The sequence below is a fragment of the Cupriavidus sp. USMAHM13 genome (assembly GCF_001854285.1).
GTDB classification, from domain to species: Bacteria; Pseudomonadota; Gammaproteobacteria; order Burkholderiales; family Burkholderiaceae; genus Cupriavidus; species Cupriavidus malaysiensis.
The window spans coordinates 3,062,598-3,080,337 of sequence record NZ_CP017751.1; the positions used below are offsets into that span (position 1 = coordinate 3,062,598).

General features: G+C 67.5%; 14 protein-coding genes. 5 read left to right on the forward strand and 9 right to left on the reverse strand.

The window, feature by feature from the left end:
- Positions 1-124 precede the first annotated feature (124 nt).
- The 3 genes from BKK81_RS13470 to BKK81_RS13480 all read right to left on the reverse strand — a co-directional run bounded on the left by BKK81_RS13470 (position 125) and on the right by BKK81_RS13480 (position 3,560).
- On the reverse strand, positions 125-685 hold the full coding sequence (locus tag BKK81_RS13470) for an NADPH-dependent FMN reductase (protein ID WP_071013771.1): 561 nt from the start codon (positions 683-685) through the stop codon (positions 125-127).
- 142 nt (positions 686-827) lie between these two features.
- Positions 828-1,913 carry an enoyl-CoA hydratase/isomerase family protein gene (locus BKK81_RS13475; protein ID WP_071013774.1) on the reverse strand — a complete coding sequence of 362 codons (1,086 nt, stop codon included), beginning with the start codon at positions 1,911-1,913 and terminating at the stop codon, positions 828-830.
- 84 nt (positions 1,914-1,997) lie between these two features.
- Positions 1,998-3,560 carry a methyl-accepting chemotaxis protein gene (locus BKK81_RS13480; protein ID WP_071013777.1) on the reverse strand — a complete coding sequence of 521 codons (1,563 nt, stop codon included), beginning with the start codon at positions 3,558-3,560 and terminating at the stop codon, positions 1,998-2,000.
- A gap of 230 nt (positions 3,561-3,790) precedes the next feature.
- Between BKK81_RS13480 and BKK81_RS13485 the strand changes: the two genes are divergently transcribed.
- On the forward strand, positions 3,791-4,678 hold the full coding sequence (locus BKK81_RS13485) for a sterol desaturase family protein (RefSeq protein ID WP_071013780.1): 888 nt from the start codon (positions 3,791-3,793) through the stop codon (positions 4,676-4,678).
- 92 nt (positions 4,679-4,770) lie between these two features.
- Here the strand turns inward: BKK81_RS13485 and typA are convergent, their stop codons facing one another.
- Entirely contained in the window at positions 4,771-6,591 is a 1,821-nt protein-coding gene (gene typA / locus BKK81_RS13490; RefSeq protein WP_071013783.1) for a translational GTPase TypA, read from the reverse strand.
- A 204-nt stretch (positions 6,592-6,795) separates the two neighbouring features.
- Between typA and BKK81_RS13495 the strand changes: the two genes are divergently transcribed.
- The 4 genes from BKK81_RS13495 (at position 6,796) to BKK81_RS13510 (ending at position 11,794) form a co-directional block, all read left to right on the forward strand.
- The gene (locus tag BKK81_RS13495; RefSeq protein WP_071013785.1) at positions 6,796-7,260 is read left to right on the forward strand and encodes a MarR family winged helix-turn-helix transcriptional regulator; all 465 of its coding nucleotides are present in this window, start codon (positions 6,796-6,798) and stop codon (positions 7,258-7,260) included.
- Between the two features lie 66 nt (positions 7,261-7,326).
- Positions 7,327-8,874: an efflux transporter outer membrane subunit gene (locus BKK81_RS13500; protein ID WP_071013787.1), complete on the forward strand. Its 1,548-nt coding sequence runs from the start codon at positions 7,327-7,329 to the stop codon at positions 8,872-8,874.
- Positions 8,875-8,919: 45 nt separating this feature from the next.
- Positions 8,920-10,173 (forward strand): HlyD family secretion protein, encoded by a 1,254-nt coding sequence (locus tag BKK81_RS13505; protein WP_071013790.1) that lies wholly within the window; start codon positions 8,920-8,922, stop codon positions 10,171-10,173.
- A gap of 1 nt (position 10,174) precedes the next feature.
- Positions 10,175-11,794, forward strand: a complete 1,620-nt coding sequence (locus BKK81_RS13510; protein ID WP_071013793.1) for a DHA2 family efflux MFS transporter permease subunit — start codon at positions 10,175-10,177, stop codon at positions 11,792-11,794.
- Positions 11,795-11,820: 26 nt separating this feature from the next.
- Here the strand turns inward: BKK81_RS13510 and BKK81_RS13515 are convergent, their stop codons facing one another.
- The 5 genes from BKK81_RS13515 to infB all read right to left on the reverse strand — a co-directional run bounded on the left by BKK81_RS13515 (position 11,821) and on the right by infB (position 17,698).
- Positions 11,821-12,468 (reverse strand): hypothetical protein, encoded by a 648-nt coding sequence (locus BKK81_RS13515; protein WP_071013795.1) that lies wholly within the window; start codon positions 12,466-12,468, stop codon positions 11,821-11,823.
- Positions 12,469-12,591: 123 nt separating this feature from the next.
- Positions 12,592-12,972, reverse strand: a complete 381-nt coding sequence (locus tag BKK81_RS13520) for a GreA/GreB family elongation factor (protein ID WP_071013798.1) — start codon at positions 12,970-12,972, stop codon at positions 12,592-12,594.
- A gap of 370 nt (positions 12,973-13,342) precedes the next feature.
- Positions 13,343-14,293 carry a tRNA pseudouridine(55) synthase TruB gene (truB, locus tag BKK81_RS13525; protein WP_071013801.1) on the reverse strand — a complete coding sequence of 317 codons (951 nt, stop codon included), beginning with the start codon at positions 14,291-14,293 and terminating at the stop codon, positions 13,343-13,345.
- 91 nt (positions 14,294-14,384) lie between these two features.
- A complete protein-coding gene (gene rbfA / locus BKK81_RS13530; RefSeq protein WP_071013803.1) occupies positions 14,385-14,753 on the reverse strand; it encodes a 30S ribosome-binding factor RbfA in 369 nt (122 codons plus the stop codon).
- Between the two features lie 59 nt (positions 14,754-14,812).
- Positions 14,813-17,698 carry a translation initiation factor IF-2 gene (infB, locus tag BKK81_RS13535; RefSeq protein WP_071013805.1) on the reverse strand — a complete coding sequence of 962 codons (2,886 nt, stop codon included), beginning with the start codon at positions 17,696-17,698 and terminating at the stop codon, positions 14,813-14,815.
- Positions 17,699-17,740 lie beyond the last annotated feature (42 nt).

Below are 17,740 nucleotides of genomic sequence, written 5' to 3' on the forward strand. Positions count from 1 at the left end.
CGCCAACCGCCAAGGAGACGAATAACCGGCCACGGCCGCCGCCAGCCGGGCCCGCAAGGTCCTCCCGGCCGACGCCGACCAGGGCCCATCGGGCGGCGCCCGCCCTGGCCCTGGATCGGTCGCCTCAGCGCGCGGCGTTACGCTCCAGCCAGGCCGTATAGGCATCCATATACTTCTGCAGGAAGCCTCGCGTCGACTCGTTGGCAATACCGCCCTGCGCATCGAAGAGCTTGTCGACGCCGCTGAGATAGGCCTCCGGCTGCTGCAGCACCGGTACATTGAGGAAGACCAGCGACTGCCGCAGATGGTGGTTGGCGCCGAAGCCGCCGATGGCACCGGGCGAGGCGCTGACCACGCCGCCCGGCTTGCCGTCCCAGGCGCTCTGGCCGTACGGCCGGGACCCGACGTCGATAGCATTCTTCATCGCGGCGGGCACCGAGCGATTGTATTCCGGGGTGACGAAGAGCACGCCGTCGGCACGGCGGATGCGGTCGCGGAATGCCGTCCACGCGGCAGGCGGATCGGCATCCAGATCCTGGTTATAGAGCGGCAGGTGCCCGATCTCGACCAGCTCCAGCTTCACGCTGGCCGGCGCCAGCGCTACCAGCGCCTGCGCCAGCTTCCGGTTCAGGGAGTCTTTGCGCAGGCTGCCCACCAGCACGGCGACATCACGAGGATTGCTCATTGGGGTTCCTTTGACGAAGTGATCCGAATCCCGCCGGCCAGCCCTGCGGCGACAGCCGGGCCCGGCGCGCAAGCTGCCGCGCCAATCGGCACTCTACCCCATCTGGATGCCATCTGAGCGCGCGCCCGCGCCCAAGCCGCACTCAGCCTGCGCTGAGGCCGGCGAGCGGGTGTTGCGCGCCGCGCCACGGGCTGTCGAAGAACGACAGCACGCGCTCACGCGCAACCTCGTCGAGCCGGGCGGGCTGCCACCTGGGCCGATGGTCCTTGTCCACCGCCAACGCCCGGATGCCTTCGATGCCATCGCCGCCACGGAACACGTAGTGCATCATGTCCAGCTCCATGCGCAGTTCGTTCTCGAGCGACATGTCGCGGGCACGGCGCACTTGCTCCAGCGTCACCTTGAGCATCAGCGGCGAGCGCGATCGCAGCGCCGCGGCGGTCTGCGCGGCCCAGTCGCCGGCGGCATCGCTGACCGCCGCCAGGATCGACTCGACGTCCGGCTGCGCGAAGAAACCATCGATGGCCGGGCGCTCGCGCGCCAGCATGCCCTGCTCCGGCGCGACGCCCGCACGGTGCGCCGCCGCGGCCGCGTCGAGCAGGGCGAGCACTTCCTCGCCGCTGGCGAAGCTGCGCCCGCGCAACGCGGCCAGCGCCTCAGCCATCGCATTGGACGGCAGGTAAAGGTCGGCCAGTCCTGCATAGAGCGCATCCGCGGCGCCCAGGACGGCGCCGGTCAGGCCCAGGTATTCGCCGAGATGGCCCGGCGTGCGCGCCAGGAACCAGCCGCCACCGACGTCGGGAAAGAGGCCGATATTCGTTTCCGGCATGGCCATCCTGGTCCGTTCGGTGACGATGCGCCGGCGCGCACCCTGCGAGATGCCCATGCCGCCGCCCATCACCACGCCGTCCATCAGTGCAATATAGGGCTTGCCGTAGCGATGGATCTGATGGTTGAGCGCGTACTCTTCGGCGAAGAACTGGTCCAGCAGCGGATCCTTGGCCAGCGCTGCCTGGTGGAAGAAGCGGATATCGCCGCCGGCGCAGAAGGCCTTGCCGCCGGCACCGGCCACCACCACCGCCACCACGCCGGACGCCTCGGCCCACGCGGTCAGCGCGTGCGTGATGGCCCGGATCATGTCGAGGGAAAGCGCGTTCAGCGCTTGCGGGCGGTTCAGCGTCAGGTAGCCGATGCCACCCACTACTTCGGTCGTCACGAAGTCCGTCATCTGTCTCGTCTCCACTTCTCAGCAAAAATTCAAGCCGGCATTCTACGCCAGCCATCGGCGCGCACGGCCCCGGGCATCGGCGCCTCAGGCGAGGCGAAAGGTGGCCATCAGCCGCGTCAGCCGCTGCGCCTGGTCATCCAGCGCGGTGGCGGCTGCCGCCGCCTGTTCAACCAGCGCGGCATTCTGCTGCGTCATCGCATCCATGTGCGACACCGCTTGGTTGACCTGCTCGATGCCATGCGACTGCTCGTCGGACGCCGTGCTGATGCCCCCGATGATGGCGCTGACCCGCTGCACAGCGTCGACGATATCCTGCATCGCTGCACGGGCCTGGTCGACCAGGCCCGTGCCGTCGCGGACATCGGCCACCGAGGCGCCGATCAGCGAGCGGATCTCCTTGGACGCCGCGGCGCATCGCTGGGCCAGGTCGCGCACATCGCCGGCGACCACGGCGAAGCCCCGGCCGTGCTCGCCGGCACGCGCCGCCTCAACCGCCGCGTTCAGGGCGAGGATATTGGTCTGGAACGCGATCTTCTCGATCACCTCGATGATGTCGACGATCTTGCCCGAGCTGGCATCGATCGACTGCATGGTGCGCACCACGCGCGACACCGCCCCGCTGCCCCGCTCGGCCAGGTCGGTGGCGGCGATCGCGAGCGCCCTGGCCTCGCGCGCGCTGTCCGCGTTCTGGCGCACGGTGCCGGTCAGCTCCTCCATGCTCGAGGCGGTTTCCTCCAGCGAGGCTGCTTGTTGCTCCGTGCGCTGCGAAAGGTCGGTGTTGCCCGAGGCGATCTGCTGGCTGGCGCTGGCAATCGCATCGGCGCCGCCACGTACCTCGCTCACCATGGCGACCAGGCTGGACTGCATGCGGCCAAGCATGCCCAGCATGCGGCTGGTTTCGTTGCGTGCATGCTCATTGGCGCCGTGCACCTCCGCGCGGACTTCGCGCAGGTCGCCCGAGGCGATCTGCGCGAAGCGGCCGATGGCGATATCGAGCGGCCGCACGATCGATTGCCGCAGGCGCCAGGCCACCACGGTGCTGAAGGCCAGCCCGAGCAACAGCACGCCGCCGGCCAGCGCCAGCAGACGGTCGTAGCGCTGCTGCGAGTGCTCGTACACCGCGGCTGCGCTCGCTACCTGCAGCCGATTCAGGTCGCTGTTGACCGCGGTGAAAGCAATATCGAGCTTGGGGATGGTATCCAGCACGTAGCGCATCACCGTGTCGCGGTCGCCCGCATGCAGCGCCGCGATCATGGGCGCCACGCCTTGTGTGAACAGCGCCTCGCGCCGGGCGGAAACCTCGGCGGTGGCGCGCTCCGCCTCGGGCGAGCGCGGCAGCGCCAGATAGGCTTTCCAGGCGGCCTCCGACTGGCGCGCGAAGCCTTGCGCGCCCTCCGCGCGGGCGCGCGCGTCGGCGGGGTCGGTGGCAAAGGTGGCCTGGTCCAGCAGCACGCGTACCAGCAACTGGTTGGAGCGCGCCTCCGCCAGGTCGACCGCAGCCTTCAGCTGCTGCTGGTAGATCTGACGTGTGGCTTCATTGCTGCGCGACATGCCCAGCCAGCCGACTGCGCCGACAATCAGCAGCAAGCTGTTGGTGACGACAGTCAGGAACCACAATCTGGCTCCGATCGTAGTGTTGCGAAACATCCTGGCTCCTCCGGAAACGGCTGCCCATGCAGCGATCAGCTGGTCTACGGCGCGCGCATTCGAAGCTTGACCGTTTGCCAAGGACGGACTGAATTGCATTTTTGTCAGGGATGGCGGCAGGTGGAGCCGATGCCACCCGCGCCATGCTGCACTGGCGTTGGCGCAACACGGCTCGGCGTATGGAGGAATCCCTCAAGCCAAACCCGGAACGAAGCGCGCACACTGCCCGCATGACCGCATCCGCATCCGCGTCCGCCAGCCAGGCCGCCTTCGATCCCGGCCTGATCCTGCTGGCCTTCGCCCCCGCCTTCGTGCTGACGATCGCAGCCGAGGCCTGGTACTGGTCGCGCCGCGACGGCTCGGTCTACAGCCTGCGCGACACCGTCTCCAACGCCACCCTGGCGCTGATGCACCAGGCCTCCGACGCGGTCTTCCTCTGGCTGATGGTGCGCACCGCCTACACCTGGTGCTACCAGCACGGGCTGCGCACCATGCCCGAGACCGCCTGGTCCTTCGTGCTGCTGCTGGTGCTGCAAGATCTGCTCTACTACGGCTTCCACCGCGCCAGTCATCGTGTGCGCTGGCTTTGGGCCTCGCACGTGACCCACCACTCGTCGGAGGGCATGAATTTCTCCACCGCCTTCCGGCAGAGCCTGACCTATCCGCTGTCGGGCATGTGGGTGTTCTGGCTGCCGCTGGCCTGGATCGGCTTTATGCCGGACTGGGTCATCCTGGCGGTGGGCTTGAACCTGGCCTTCCAGTTCTTCGTCCACACCCGCCTCGGGCGGCGCTGGCCGCGGCTTGAGCGCGTCATCAACACGCCTTCCGTGCATCGTGTGCACCACGCGCGCAATCCGCGCTACATCGACCGCAACTACGCCGGCGTGCTGACCGTCTGGGACCACCTGTTCGGCACCTTCGTGCCAGAGGAAGAGGCGCCGCACTACGGCATCACCCGCCGCATCGCCACCCACAACCCGCTGACGCTGACCTTCCACGAATGGCGTGACATGTTCGCCGATACGTGGCGCAACCGCGACCTGCGCCACCTTTGGAAGCCACCGGAGTGGCAGCATCCGCGCGACGCCCAACGCGCGCGCGCCGGCCGGCCCGGCTGATCCGCGACCGGTGGCGCAAGCAACAAAAAACCGCGCACAGGCGCGGTTTCTTGTCAGACCACCGGCATCGCGCCGGTGCGGTCAGTGCGGGCTTACGCGCCTTCGCGCGAGGCACGCTTGCGCTCGTGCTCCTTCAGGTGACGCTTGCGCAGGCGGATGCTCTTGGGCGTGATCTCCACCAGTTCATCGTCATCGATGAATTCCACCGCATACTCCAGCGACATCTGGATCGGCGGCACCAGGCGCACGGCCTCGTCGGTACCCGAGGCGCGCACGTTGGTGAGCTGCTTGCCCTTGATCGGGTTGACCACGAGGTCGTTGTCGCGGCTGTGGATGCCGATGATCATGCCTTCGTACAACGCGTCGCCCGGCTTGACGAACATGCGGCCGCGGTCCTGCAGCTTCCACAGGGCATAGGCCACCGCATCGCCGTCGTCCTGCGAGATCAGCACGCCGTTGTGGCGCTCGCCCAGGCCGCCTTCGCGCACCGGCGCGTAGTCGTCGAAGATATGGCTGATCAGGCCGGTACCACGCGTCAGCGTGAGGAATTCACCCTGGAAGCCGATCAGGCCACGCGCGGGAATCCGATACTCGAGGCGGGTGCGGCCCTTGCCGTCCGATGCCATGTCGAGCAGCTCGCCCTTGCGGCGGCCCAGCTCTTCCATGATGGAGCCCTGGTGGCCGTCTTCCACGTCCACGGTCAGCAGTTCGAACGGCTCGTGCTTGACGCCGTCGATTTCCTTGAACACCACGCGCGGGCGCGACACGGCCAGCTCGTAGCCTTCGCGGCGCATGTTTTCCAGCAGGATGGTCAGGTGCAGTTCGCCGCGACCCGACACTTCGAAGATGGTGTCGTCACCGGTGTCGGCCACGCGCAGCGCCACGTTCGACTTCAGCTCGCGGTCCAGCCGCTCGCGCAGCTGGCGGCTGGTCACGAACTTGCCTTCGCGGCCGGCCAGCGGCGAGGTGTTGACGCAGAAGTTCATGGTCAGCGTAGGCTCGTCCACCTTCAGCATCGGCAAGGCGTCCTGGGCCTCCGGCGCGCATACGGTGCAGCCGATGCCCAGTTCCTCGATGCCGTTGATCAGCACGATGTCGCCGGCCTCGGCTTCGGGCACGATCTCGCGCTCGAGGCCCTGGAACTTCAGCACCTGATTGATGCGGCCCTTGATCGGGCTGCCCTCGGGACCGAACTTGACGACTACGTCCTGCAGCGGACGGGCGCGGCCGCGCGAGATGCGGCCCACGCCGATCTTGCCGACATAGCTGGAGTAGTCCAGCGAGATGATCTGCAGCTGCAGCGGGCCGTCCGGATCGTCGTTACGCACCGGCACCTTGTCCAGCACGGTCTCGAACAGCGGCTTCATGTCGCCGCCGCGCACATCGTCGGTCAGGCCGGCGTAGCCGTTCAGGCCCGAGGCGTAGATCACCGGGAAGTCGAGCTGCTCGTCGTTGGCGCCCAGCTTGTCGAAGAGATCGAAGGTCTGGTTGATCACCCAGTCCGGGCGCGCCCCCGGACGGTCGATCTTGTTGATCACGACGATCGGCTTCAGGCCCAGCGCGAGCGCCTTGCGGGTCACGAAGCGCGTCTGCGGCATCGGGCCTTCAACCGCGTCGACCAGCAGTAGCACGCCGTCCACCATCGACAGCACGCGCTCGACCTCGCCGCCGAAGTCAGCGTGGCCCGGGGTGTCGACGATGTTGATGTGGGTGCCGTTGTATTCGACCGCACAGTTCTTGGCCAGGATGGTGATCCCGCGCTCCTTTTCCAGGTCGTTCGAATCCATCACGCGCTCAGCGATCTGCTGGTTCTCGCGGAAGGTGCCTGCCTGGCGCAGGAGCTGGTCGACTAGGGTGGTCTTGCCATGATCGACGTGGGCGATGATGGCGATATTGCGGATGGCGCGGGTCATTGCTGCGTCTCGCTGAAAGCGGGCCTCGAAAGATAACCCGGCATTCTAGCATGCTGCGTCGCAAAACCTTCTACGTCCAGGCGATGGGAACGCCCGGCCGGCCACGCTATTTATTGCGGATCCCGGAATAGACAATTTCCATCCTTGCCGATAGTGATTCGTAAACATATATTTGCCAGGGCAAAGATTGCATTGGCAAAAAACATGTCGGCCAACCTGATGACGCCTTCCCTGAATCCCGCCGAGTACAACATGCAGGATAGCATCGGCTATCTGCTGGCGCGGGCGAAATCCGCCTTGACGCACGAGGTCGAGCAGGAAGTGAGCGCCCTCGACATCACCCATGTGCAGGCGGTGTGCCTGATGATGCTGGGCACCGGCCGCGCCAGCACCGTCACCGACCTCGGCCGCGAAATGGGCACCGACATGGGATCGGTGACGCGGCTGCTGGGCCGCATGGAAAAGCGCGGCCTGATCGAGCGCCAGCGCAGCACCTCCGACCGGCGCGTGGTGGAACTCTCGCTGACCGAACAGGGCCGGGCCATGATGGTGCACCTGCCCGCCATCTTCATCCGCGTGGTGGAACGCCGCCTGCGCGGCTTCTCGCCGGATGAAATCACCTGCCTGCGCACCATGCTGACGCGCGTCATCGATAACAACAGCGGATAGCGCCCGGCCGCACCGCCACGACAAGACTTGAAAACCAACAGCATGGCTCCGCCTCGGAGCGACACGATGAAATCAGCCTTCCCCTTCCCGCCCGCGCGGGCCGCGCATTTCCTGATGCGTCGCGCCGCCCCGCTGGCGCTGACCGCGCTGGCCGCAGCCGCGCTGGCCGGCTGTGCGGCCTTCGGCGATGCGCACAGCACGCTGAGCAAAACCGACCCGGCCGCGCTGGCCGCCTCGCAGACGCTGCCGGCCGAGCACGGCCAATGGCCTTCGATGGACTGGGTCGACCAGTTCCATGACCCTCAGCTGCGCACGCTGGTGGATGAAGCCATCCAGAACAGCCCGAGCCTGCAATCGGCTTATGCCCGCCTGGCCGCTTCGCGCGCGATGGCCGATGCCACCCGCGCCGCGCTTTACCCCAGCGTGGATTTCGAAGGCAGCCTGACACGCCAGCGCTTCTCCCAGACCGACCTGTTCGCCGGCACCCCGTTGGCCGGCGCCTGGGAGAACCAGGGCCGCATGCAGCTGGGCTTGAATTACGATCTCGATTTCTGGGGCAAGAACCGCGCGGCCTTGCAGGCAGCACTGTCCGACGACCGCGTCACCGAGGCCGAAGCCCAGTCGGCGCGCCTGGTGCTGACAACCGCGGTGGCACGCGCCTACGCGCAACTGGCCGCGCTCTACGCCCAGCGCGACGTGGATGTGCGTGCAATCGCCCAGCGTGAAGACCTGAGCAAGCTGTCGCGCGACCGCCTGGCCGCGGGCCTCGACACCCAGGTCGAGACCACCCAGGCACGCGGTACCGTCGCCGCGGCACAGACCGACCTGCAGCGCGTGGACGAGCAGATCGCTCTGGTGCGCAACCAGCTCGCCGCACTGCTGGGCCTGGGCCCCGACCGCGGCCAGGCCATCACCCGCCCCACGCTGCTGGCCAACGCCTCGCCAAACGTGCCCGACGACCTCGCCATCGGCCTGCTGGGCCGGCGGCCCGACCTGGTCGCTGCGCGCTGGCGAGTGGAAGCCGCGTCCAAGGATATCGATGTGGCCAAGGCAGAATTCCTGCCCAACGTCAGCCTGACCGCCTTCGCCGGCTTCGCCTCGCTCGATACCAGCAAGCTGCTGATGGGCATCAGCCGCACCTTCGGCTTCGGCCCCTCGCTGACCCTGCCGGTCTTCGAAGGCGGCCGCCTGCGCGCCAACCTGAAGGGCAAATACGCCAAGTACGACTCGGCCGTCGCCAGCTACAACCAGACGCTGGTCGACGCACTGCGCGAGACCGCGGATGCCATGACCAGCATCCACAGCGTCGACCAGCAGATCCAGACCCAGAAACAGGCGCTGGACCTGGCCGAGCATGCCTATTCGCTGGCCACCACCCGTTACAAGGCCGGCCTGGGTACGCAGCTCACCGTGCTCAACGCCGAGAGCAACGTGCTGCAGCAGCGCCGCCTGGCCGCCGACATGATGTCGCGCCGGCTCGACCTGCAGATGAGCCTGATGAAGACGCTCGGTGGCGGCTACCGCGAGGAGGCCGGCGAAGCCGCCGAGTCCGGCGCCACCCCGGCGCCCGCCAGCCGGTCCACGGCAAAGAACGAGGCGGCGGCGCGCGGCTGACGCGGCGCCTTCCGGATTGCACAGCCTATTTCCAGAAAGACAATCATGAGCGAAAACCAGAACGCGGCCGGCAAGCAGCCGCAACAAGCCTCGAATCCCAACGGCAAGCGCAAGCGCATGCTGCTGACACTGACCACCGTGATCGTAGTCGCGGGCGTGGCCTACGGCGCCTACTGGGCCATGTACGGCCGCTACTTCGAGAACACCGACGACGCCTATGTCGCCGGCAACGTGGTCCAGGTCACGCCGCTGGTGGCCGGCACCGTGGTCTCGATCTCCGCCGACGACACCCAGCTGGTCACCTCCGGCCAGCCGCTGATCCAGCTCGATCGCGCCGATTCGCAGGTGGCACTCGAACAGGCCGAGGCGCAGCTCGCGCAGGCCGTGCGCGAAGTGCGCACGCTGTATGTGAACAACGGCTCGCTGGCCGCCAATGTGTCGATGCGGGAGGCCGATCTCGCCAAGGCCCGCGAAGACCTGCGCCGCCGCCAGGCGATCTCCGGCACCGGCGCGGTGTCCAGCGAGGAGATCTCGCATGCCCAGACCGCGCTCAAGGCAGCCGAGTCCTCGCTGCTGGCCGCCCGCGAGCAGTTGGCCTCGAACCAGGCGCTGACCGACCACACCACGGTCGAGAAGCATCCCAATGTACAGCGCGCCGCCGCCAACCTGCGCTCGGCCTACCTGGCCTATGCGCGTTCGACGCTGCCGGCGCCGGTCACCGGCTACGTGGCCAAGCGGTCGGTACAGGTAGGCCAGCGCGTCGCCGCCGGCAGCCCGCTGATGGCAGTGGTGCCGCTCGACCAGGTGTGGGTCGACGCCAACTTCAAGGAGGTCCAGATCACCCATATGCGAGTAGGCCAGCCGGTCACGCTGGAAGCCGACGTCTACGGCTCCAAGGTCAAGTACCAGGGCAAGGTCGAAGGCTTCTCCGCCGGCACCGGCTCGGCCTTCTCGCTGCTGCCGGCGCAGAATGCCACCGGCAACTGGATCAAGGTGGTGCAGCGCCTGCCGGTTCGCATTGCGCTCGACCCGCAGCAGCTCAAGGACCATCCGCTACGCGTCGGCCTGTCGATGAACGTCACCGTCGACGTACGCAAGGAGGAAGGCGCCGCCATGGCGGCCGCACCAGCGCCGCGCCCGCTGCAGACCGACGTCTATGAGAAGGTCGGCCACGATGCGGACGCGCTGATCGAGCGCATCATCTCGAACAACAACGGCGGCCGCCCGGCCAGCCTGCCGGCAACCCCGCAGGCCGACAGCGCCAGCGCCAAGCCAACGGCCGCCAACGCCAACAGCTGACATGGCCGCTACCGCCTCCGCTCCGGCCAGCCCGGACCGCAAGCCGGACACGGCTGCGCGCCCGGCGCCGCGGCCGGCTGCACCCGCCCCGCTGACCGGCGGCCGGCTGATCATCGGCACCATCGCGCTGTCGCTGGCCACGTTCATGAACGTGCTCGACTCGTCGATCGCCAACGTGTCGATTCCGGCCATCTCCGGCGACCTTGGCGTGGCGCCCAACCAGGGCACCTGGGTGATCACCTCGTTCGCCGTGGCCAACGCCATCTCGGTGCCGCTGACCGGCTGGCTGACCACCCGCTTCGGCGCGGTGCGGCTGTTCATCACCTCGATCCTGCTGTTCGTGCTCTCGTCGTGGCTGTGCGGCGTGGCGCCGAACCTCGAGGTACTGCTCGCCGCGCGGATCCTGCAAGGCGCCGTGGCCGGCCCGATGATCCCGCTGTCGCAGTCGCTGCTGCTGTCGAGCTATCCACCGCAGAAGAGCACCATGGCGCTGGCCTTGTGGGGCATGACCACACTGGTCGCGCCGATCATGGGACCGTTGCTGGGGGGCTGGATCTCCGACAACATGACGTGGCCGTGGATCTTCTACATCAACATCCCGGTCGGCCTGATGGCGGCCTACGCCACCTGGGTCATCTACCGCGAACGCGAGACACCCACCAAGCTGCTGCCGATCGACCGTATCGGACTGGCGCTGCTGGTGATCTGGGTCGGCTCGATGCAGCTGATGCTCGACAAGGGCAAGGAACTCGATTGGTTCCACTCCACCGAGATCGTGGTGCTCACGCTGGTGGCGGTGGTCGGCTTCCTGTTCTTCCTGATCTGGGAAAGCTACGAGAAGCATCCGATCGTCGACATCAGCCTGTTCAAGGGCCGCAACTTCAGTGCGGGCGTGGTGGCCATCTCCGTGGCCTACGGACTGTTCTTCGGCAACCTGGTGATCCTGCCCCTGTGGCTGCAGACGATCGTGGGCTACACCGCCACCGATGCAGGCATCGTGATGGCCCCGGTGGGGATCTTCGCCATCCTGCTGTCCCCGGTGATCGGCCGCAACCTGCCGCGGATGGATGCGCGCTGGGTCGCCACCACGGCCTTCATCACCTTCGGCATCGTCAGCCTGATGCGCGCGGGTTTCACCACGCAGGTCGACACCCGCACGCTGATGATCCCGACCCTGATCCAGGGCGCGGCGATGGCGATGTTCTTCATCCCGCTGACCTCGATCATCCTGTCGGGCCAGCCGCCGGAGAAGATCCCCGCCGCCTCGGGCCTGTCGAACTTCGTGCGGATCACCTTCGGCGCGATCGGCGCGTCGATCTCGACGACGGTATGGGAGAACCGCTCGGCGCTGCACCACGCGCGGCTGGTGGAGAAGGTCAACCCCTATGACACGGCCTATCTGGACCAGCTCAACCACCTGATGCAGATGGGCATGAGCCAGACCCAGGCCACCGGGGTCATCGAGCGCAATCTCAGCCTGCAGGCGTCGATGCTGGGCGCAAACGATATCTTCTGGATCTCCGGAGTGCTGTTCTTCGTACTGATCGGCTTCGTCTGGCTGACCAAGCCCGCCAAGGGCGGGGGCGGGGGCGGCGCCGACGCAGCGGCCGGCGCGCACTGAGCCCCCGCCGGCGCCGCGGTGCCCCCTCAGGCACCGCGGCGCCGGCCAAGTACCGTCTCGCCGCGCCAGCCCGCCTGCCCTGTCTCGATCCCCACGCGCAAGGCCTGCCATCCCGACGGCCGAGCCGGATTGCTTGCCAGCACATAGGCGGCTCGCAGGCAGCGATAGGGACCGAAGCCGAACCATTCCACCACTGGCAGCGCGCCGAGCACGTCGGGTGCGACGGGCATGGCGGGCTCCGCCAGCAACACTGCGCAGACCGCGTACGGTGTGCCACCCAAGCCGGCGGCTTCAGCGGCCGCCTGTGCATCGACGCTGGCGAGCGCGGCATCCACTGCCTCGAGCCATGCCGCCGGTCCGACACGGCCGATCCGGCCGCCGCTGCCGTTACCGCTGCCGATCGCATCGCCGAGCACGGCCACATGAAGCCGCATCGGCGCCCCTTCCGCGATCTGCGCCACGCAGCAGCCGTGCACCGGCTCATGGTCGACCCGCCCGAGCAACGCGGCCCCCTGCGCTGCCAGCGCGTCGGCCAGGTCCTGGCAGACGAGCCGGTCGCGCAGCCAGCGCCGCTCACCTTCCGGCAACTCCAGCGCGGCGACCTCGACACGCTCCCGCGCCCGGGCAGCGGACATTGGCCAGCGCTGCACCCCCATCCAACGCATGATGGACATCCCTCTCTTCTCCCCGCTTTGCACACCCGCGGGCGGCCGGCGGCCAGCCGTTAGCGCCGCCCACCCCGCATGACCACGCGCAGCGCCAGTGCAGCGCGTATCGACTGGAAGCGACCGCCGCCCTCAGCCCGGCAGCACTTCCTCGACCAGCAGTTCGAGCGCCTGGCCGTCGCCCTCCACCGGCAAGCGCACCGGGCATCCCACAGGCGTACCCAGCAGCGCGACACCGGCCGGCGACAGAACGCTGAGCCAGCCGCGGCCGAAATCCGCCTGTTCCGGATAAACGATGCGCCAATGGAAGTGCTCGCGATGGCGCACCTCGATGCAGAGAAATGGCGCGTGCAGGCGCACCACCGCCGCCGGCAAGGCCTGGGCGGGACGGATCTCGGCCCGATCGAGCACGGCATGCAAGGAGCGGCGCAGTTCGGGCGCCGTGCGGGTGGAGACTGCCAGCTCGCGCAGGCGTGCGGCTTCGGCCGCGGTCAGGAAAACCGTGTTTCGCATGGCGACTCCCAAAGTCAGGGACGGCGCCGCGCTGGGAAGCGCGTGCCATCGTGTGCAGACAGGGCGCGCCGCGCGGCGCGCCCGAACAGGGTCTTGACGGGAGCGGGTTTCGGCCCGGTGCCTCGGCCTGGCGCGGACAGCGTCAGACGAGGGACCGGGCGGAGATGAGGACGGCGGCTGTCGCCGCGCGCAGGAGATAGGTGACGGCGGTGATCATGGTCGACGGTTCAACGTCCTGGCGATGTCGACATCGACAACCAGGACGGAAGCACCATTCAACCAGATTTCACAACAAAAGTGAAGGATTTTGCCGACGTTGGCCGCAGAAACAGACATTTCGCGAAACCAGGCGATCGAGGCCGCGGTTTGGCTAGAGCCTGACCAGTCGTTCGGGACGCAGCGCCCCTTCGCGCATGCGCGCCACCCCGAGCAACCGCCCGTCCTCCGCCGCGTACACGCGCGCCAGCATCTCTTCCTGCAGAGCCGGTGCACCGGCCGGCAGGTCGCGCCTTGCGATCCGCTGTCCCTGCAGGAAGCGCGCACTCGCCGCAACATCGAGGGACACGGGCGGACAGCGCTGCAACAGGGCATCGACGGGCGCCAGCAAGGCCGGACGCTGTTCGTCCGCCTGCTGCTCGATCTGTTCCAGCGTGACAGCACCCGCCAGGCTCAGGTCGCCCACTTGCGTGCGGCGCAGGGCGGTCAGGTGGGCACCACAGCCCAGGGCTTCACCGATGTCTTCGGCCAGGGTGCGGATATAGGTGCCCTTGCTGCAGCGGACACGCATGGAAAAACCCGGTTGTGCCGGCAACGTGCAATCGAGCAGGGCAAGCTCGTGGATGGTGACGCGCCGCGCGGCGCGCTCCACGGTTTGCCCGGCACGGGCATATTCGTACAAGGGCCGGCCGTCCTTCTTCAGCGCCGAGTACATCGGGGGCACCTGCTCGATCTCGCCGATGAAACGCGCCAGCACCGCATTCAGCGCTTCGGGCCCGCACGTCACGGGACGCTGCTGCAGGACCTCTCCCTCCGCATCGCCGCTGGCGGTGGTCACACCCAGGCAGACGGTCGCCTCATAGGTCTTGTCGGCTTCGAGCAGATCCTGCGAGAACTTGGTGGCTTCGCCGAAGCACAAGGGCAGCAGCCCGGTCGCCAGCGGATCGAGTGTGCCGGTATGTCCGGCCTTGTTCGCGCGCAGCAGGCGCTTGGCACGCACCAGGGCGTCGTTGGACGACAGCCCGAGCGGTTTGTCGAGCAGCAGCACGCCATGCACGTCGCGGCGCGGCAGGCGCGGCGGGCGGGACGCGTTGGAATCGGTCATCGGAATCTGGAAGGAAGCGCGGCGGGCGATCGCTACGATGCACGGCCGCGCCGGAAGGCCCCTGCCGTTGCGGCAGGGCCGGCCGCCCGGATCAGTCGTCCTTGGCGCGGTCGGCGTTGGCCTGGTGGATCAGCTTGGACATCTCGATGGCATGTTCCACCGAGGTATCGTGATGGAAATGCAGCGTCGGCACCGTATGGATATGCAGGCGCTTGAACAGCAGCGAGTGCAGGTAGCCTGCCTTCTCGTTGAGAGCCGCCGCGGCCGCCTCGGGTTCGGCGCCCAGCACGGTGAAGTACACCTTGGCGTGCGCGTAGTCCGGCGTCAGCGTGACTGACTGCAGCGTGACCAGGCCGAGGCGCGGATCACGCAGCTCTCGCTGGATCATTTCGGCCAGGTCCTTCTGGATCTGGTCGGAGATACGGAGATTGCGGGAGGAAATGGAGCCTTTCTTGGCCATGCGAACCTGCGTTGTCGAGATGGCGGCGGCCGGTCCGGCCGGCCGCCGCCGCGCCCGCCTTACAGCGTGCGCGCCACCTCGGTGATTTCAAACACTTCGAGCTGGTCGCCTTCCTGAACGTCGTTGAAGTTCTTGATCGACAGACCGCACTCGAAGCCCTGCTTGACTTCCTTGACGTCGTCCTTGAAACGCTTGAGCGAGTCGAGTTCGCCGCTGTGGATGACCACATTGTTGCGCAGCACACGCACCAGCGACGAGCGCTTGACCAGGCCATCCGTAACCATACAGCCGGCCACGGCGCCGACCTTCGGCACGCGGAACACCTGGCGCACCTCGATCTGGCCGATGGTCGTCTCGCGCTTTTCGGGCGCCAGCATGCCGGACATCGCCGCCTTGATCTCGTCTACCGCATCGTAAATGATGTTGTAGTAGCGGATGTCGATGCCGTTGTGCTCGGCCAGCTTGCGCGCGCCAGCGTCGGCACGCACGTTGAAGCCGATAATGACCGCCTTCGAGGCCGTCGCCAGGTTGACGTCGGACTCGGAGATACCGCCCACCGCGGCGTGCACGATCTGCACGCGCACCTCGTCGGTCGACAGCTTCTGCAGCGATTGCACCAGCGCTTCCTGCGAGCCCTGCACGTCTGCCTTGACGATCAGCGGCAGCGTCTGCACTTCGCCTTCGCTCATCTGCTCCAGCATGGTCTCCAGCTTGGCTGCCTGCTGCTTGGCCAGCTTGACGTCGCGGAACTTGCCCTGGCGGAACAGCGCGATCTCGCGCGCCTTGCGCTCGTCCGGCAGCACCAGCACTTCCTCGCCGGCGGCCGGAACCTCGGACAGGCCCTGGATTTCCACCGGGATGGACGGACCGGCTTCCTTGGTCGGCTTGCTGTTCTCGTCCAGCATCGCACGGACGCGGCCGTACGCACTGCCGGCCAGCACCACGTCGCCACGCTTGAGCGTGCCACTGGTGACCAGGATGGTCGCGATCGGGCCCTTGCCCTTGTCCAGCTGGGCTTCCACCACCAGGCCCTTGGCCGGGGCATCGACCGGTGCCTTCAGTTCGAGCACTTCCGCCTGCAGCAGCACCTGCTCCAGCAGTTCGTCCACGCCCGTACCCATCTTGGCCGACACCGGAACGAAAGGCGAATCGCCGCCGTACTCTTCCGGCAAGACCTGCTCGGCCACCAGTTCCTGCTTGACGCGATCGGGATTGGCATCCGGCTTGTCGATCTTGTTGATCGCCACCACGATGGGCACGCCCGCTGCCTTCGCGTGCGAGATCGCCTCCTTGGTCTGGGGCATCACGCCGTCGTCGGCGGCCACCACCAGGATGACGATGTCGGTTGCCTTGGCACCGCGCGCACGCATGGCGGTGAACGCCTCGTGGCCCGGGGTGTCCAGGAAGGTGATCACGCCACGCTCGGTCTCGACGTGGTAGGCACCGATATGCTGCGTAATGCCGCCGGCTTCGCCCGCAGCCACCTTGGTGCGGCGGATGTAGTCCAGCAGCGAGGTCTTGCCGTGGTCGACGTGACCCATCACGGTCACCACCGGCGGACGCGGCAGCTGCTCGGCGTCGGTATGCTCCTCGCCGACGTCCAGCAGGGCTTCCGGATCGTCCAGCTTGGCGGCGAACGCCTTGTGGCCCATTTCTTCCACCACGATCATGGCGGTTTCCTGGTCCAGCACCTGGTTGATGGTCACCATCTGGCCGAGCTTCATCATCTGCTTGATGACCTCGGATGCCTTGACAGCCATCTTGTGCGCCAGGTCGGCCACCGAGATAGTCTCGGGCACGTGCACTTCGCGCACCACCGGCTCGGTCGGCGCGTGGAAATTGCTGCGGCTGTCATCGACCTGCTGCTTGCCACCGCGGCCGCGCGGACCACCGCGCCAGCCACCGACACCACCGGAGGAATCGCCGCGGGTCTTCAGGCCGCCACCCTTCTTCTTGCCTTCGTCCTGCCAGGTCGACGAGCTGCCCGACTTCAGCACCTTGCCCGACTTCTTGTCGGTCGTGGCAGCGGTCGTCGTGGTCGTGGCAGGCTTCTTGTCTTCCTTCTTGGCCTCGGTACCGGCCGGCTTGACCGGCTTGTGCAGGGTGCCGGTCTGCTCGGCCTTCTTTTCCTCGGCCTTGCGCTCGGACGGCGCCTTCAGCACGCGCGCGGGCGCATTCAACATCTGCTGGATGGCGCGGGCCTCGGCCTCGGCGGCCTCGCGACGCTTACGTGCGGCATCCTGCTCGGCGCGCGCCTTGTCGGCGGCTGCCTTGGCATCATCGGCGGCCTTCTGCGCCACGGCACGCTCGGCTGACAGACGGTTCTTCTCGTCCTCGGCCGTCTTGCGCGCCGCTTCCTCGGCAGCATCGTTCGCCGCACGGCTGGCCGCAGCCTCTTCCTCGGCCTTCGCCCTGGCGAGTTCGGCCTGGCGGCGTTCCTCGGCCTCCAGCGCTTCCTGCCTGGCGCGACGTTCGGCCTCTTCGCGCTCGGCGGCCTCGCGGCGCGCCTTCGCTTCGGCTTCCTGGCGAGCCAGCAGTTCCGCCTGCTGACGCTCTTCCTCCTCGCGGCGTGCCTGATCGGCAGCCTCGGCGGCGGCATCGCGGCCGTCGTGCGCGTCGACCTGGCCATCGCCGCCGGCCTCGTCACGCTTGATCAGGACGCGCTTCTTGCGCACCTCGACCTGCACGGTGCGCGTCTTGCCTGTGGAGTCGGCCTGGCGGATCTCGGAAGTCTCGCGCTTGGTCAGCGTGATCTTCTTGCGGGCGCTATCGTCCGCGGCGCCATGGACGCGCTTCAGATAGTCCAGCAGCCGGGTCTTGTCCGACTCGGTAACAATGTCGTCAGCAGTGGCTTTGCCCACTCCAGCTGCCTGCAATTGTTCCAGCAGGGCAGCTGCGCTGCGACTCAGTTCTGCGGCCAGTTGGGCAACTGTTGTGCTTGCCATTCAAACCCTTTCAATGCTCGGTTTCTACGTCGGGACAGTTTC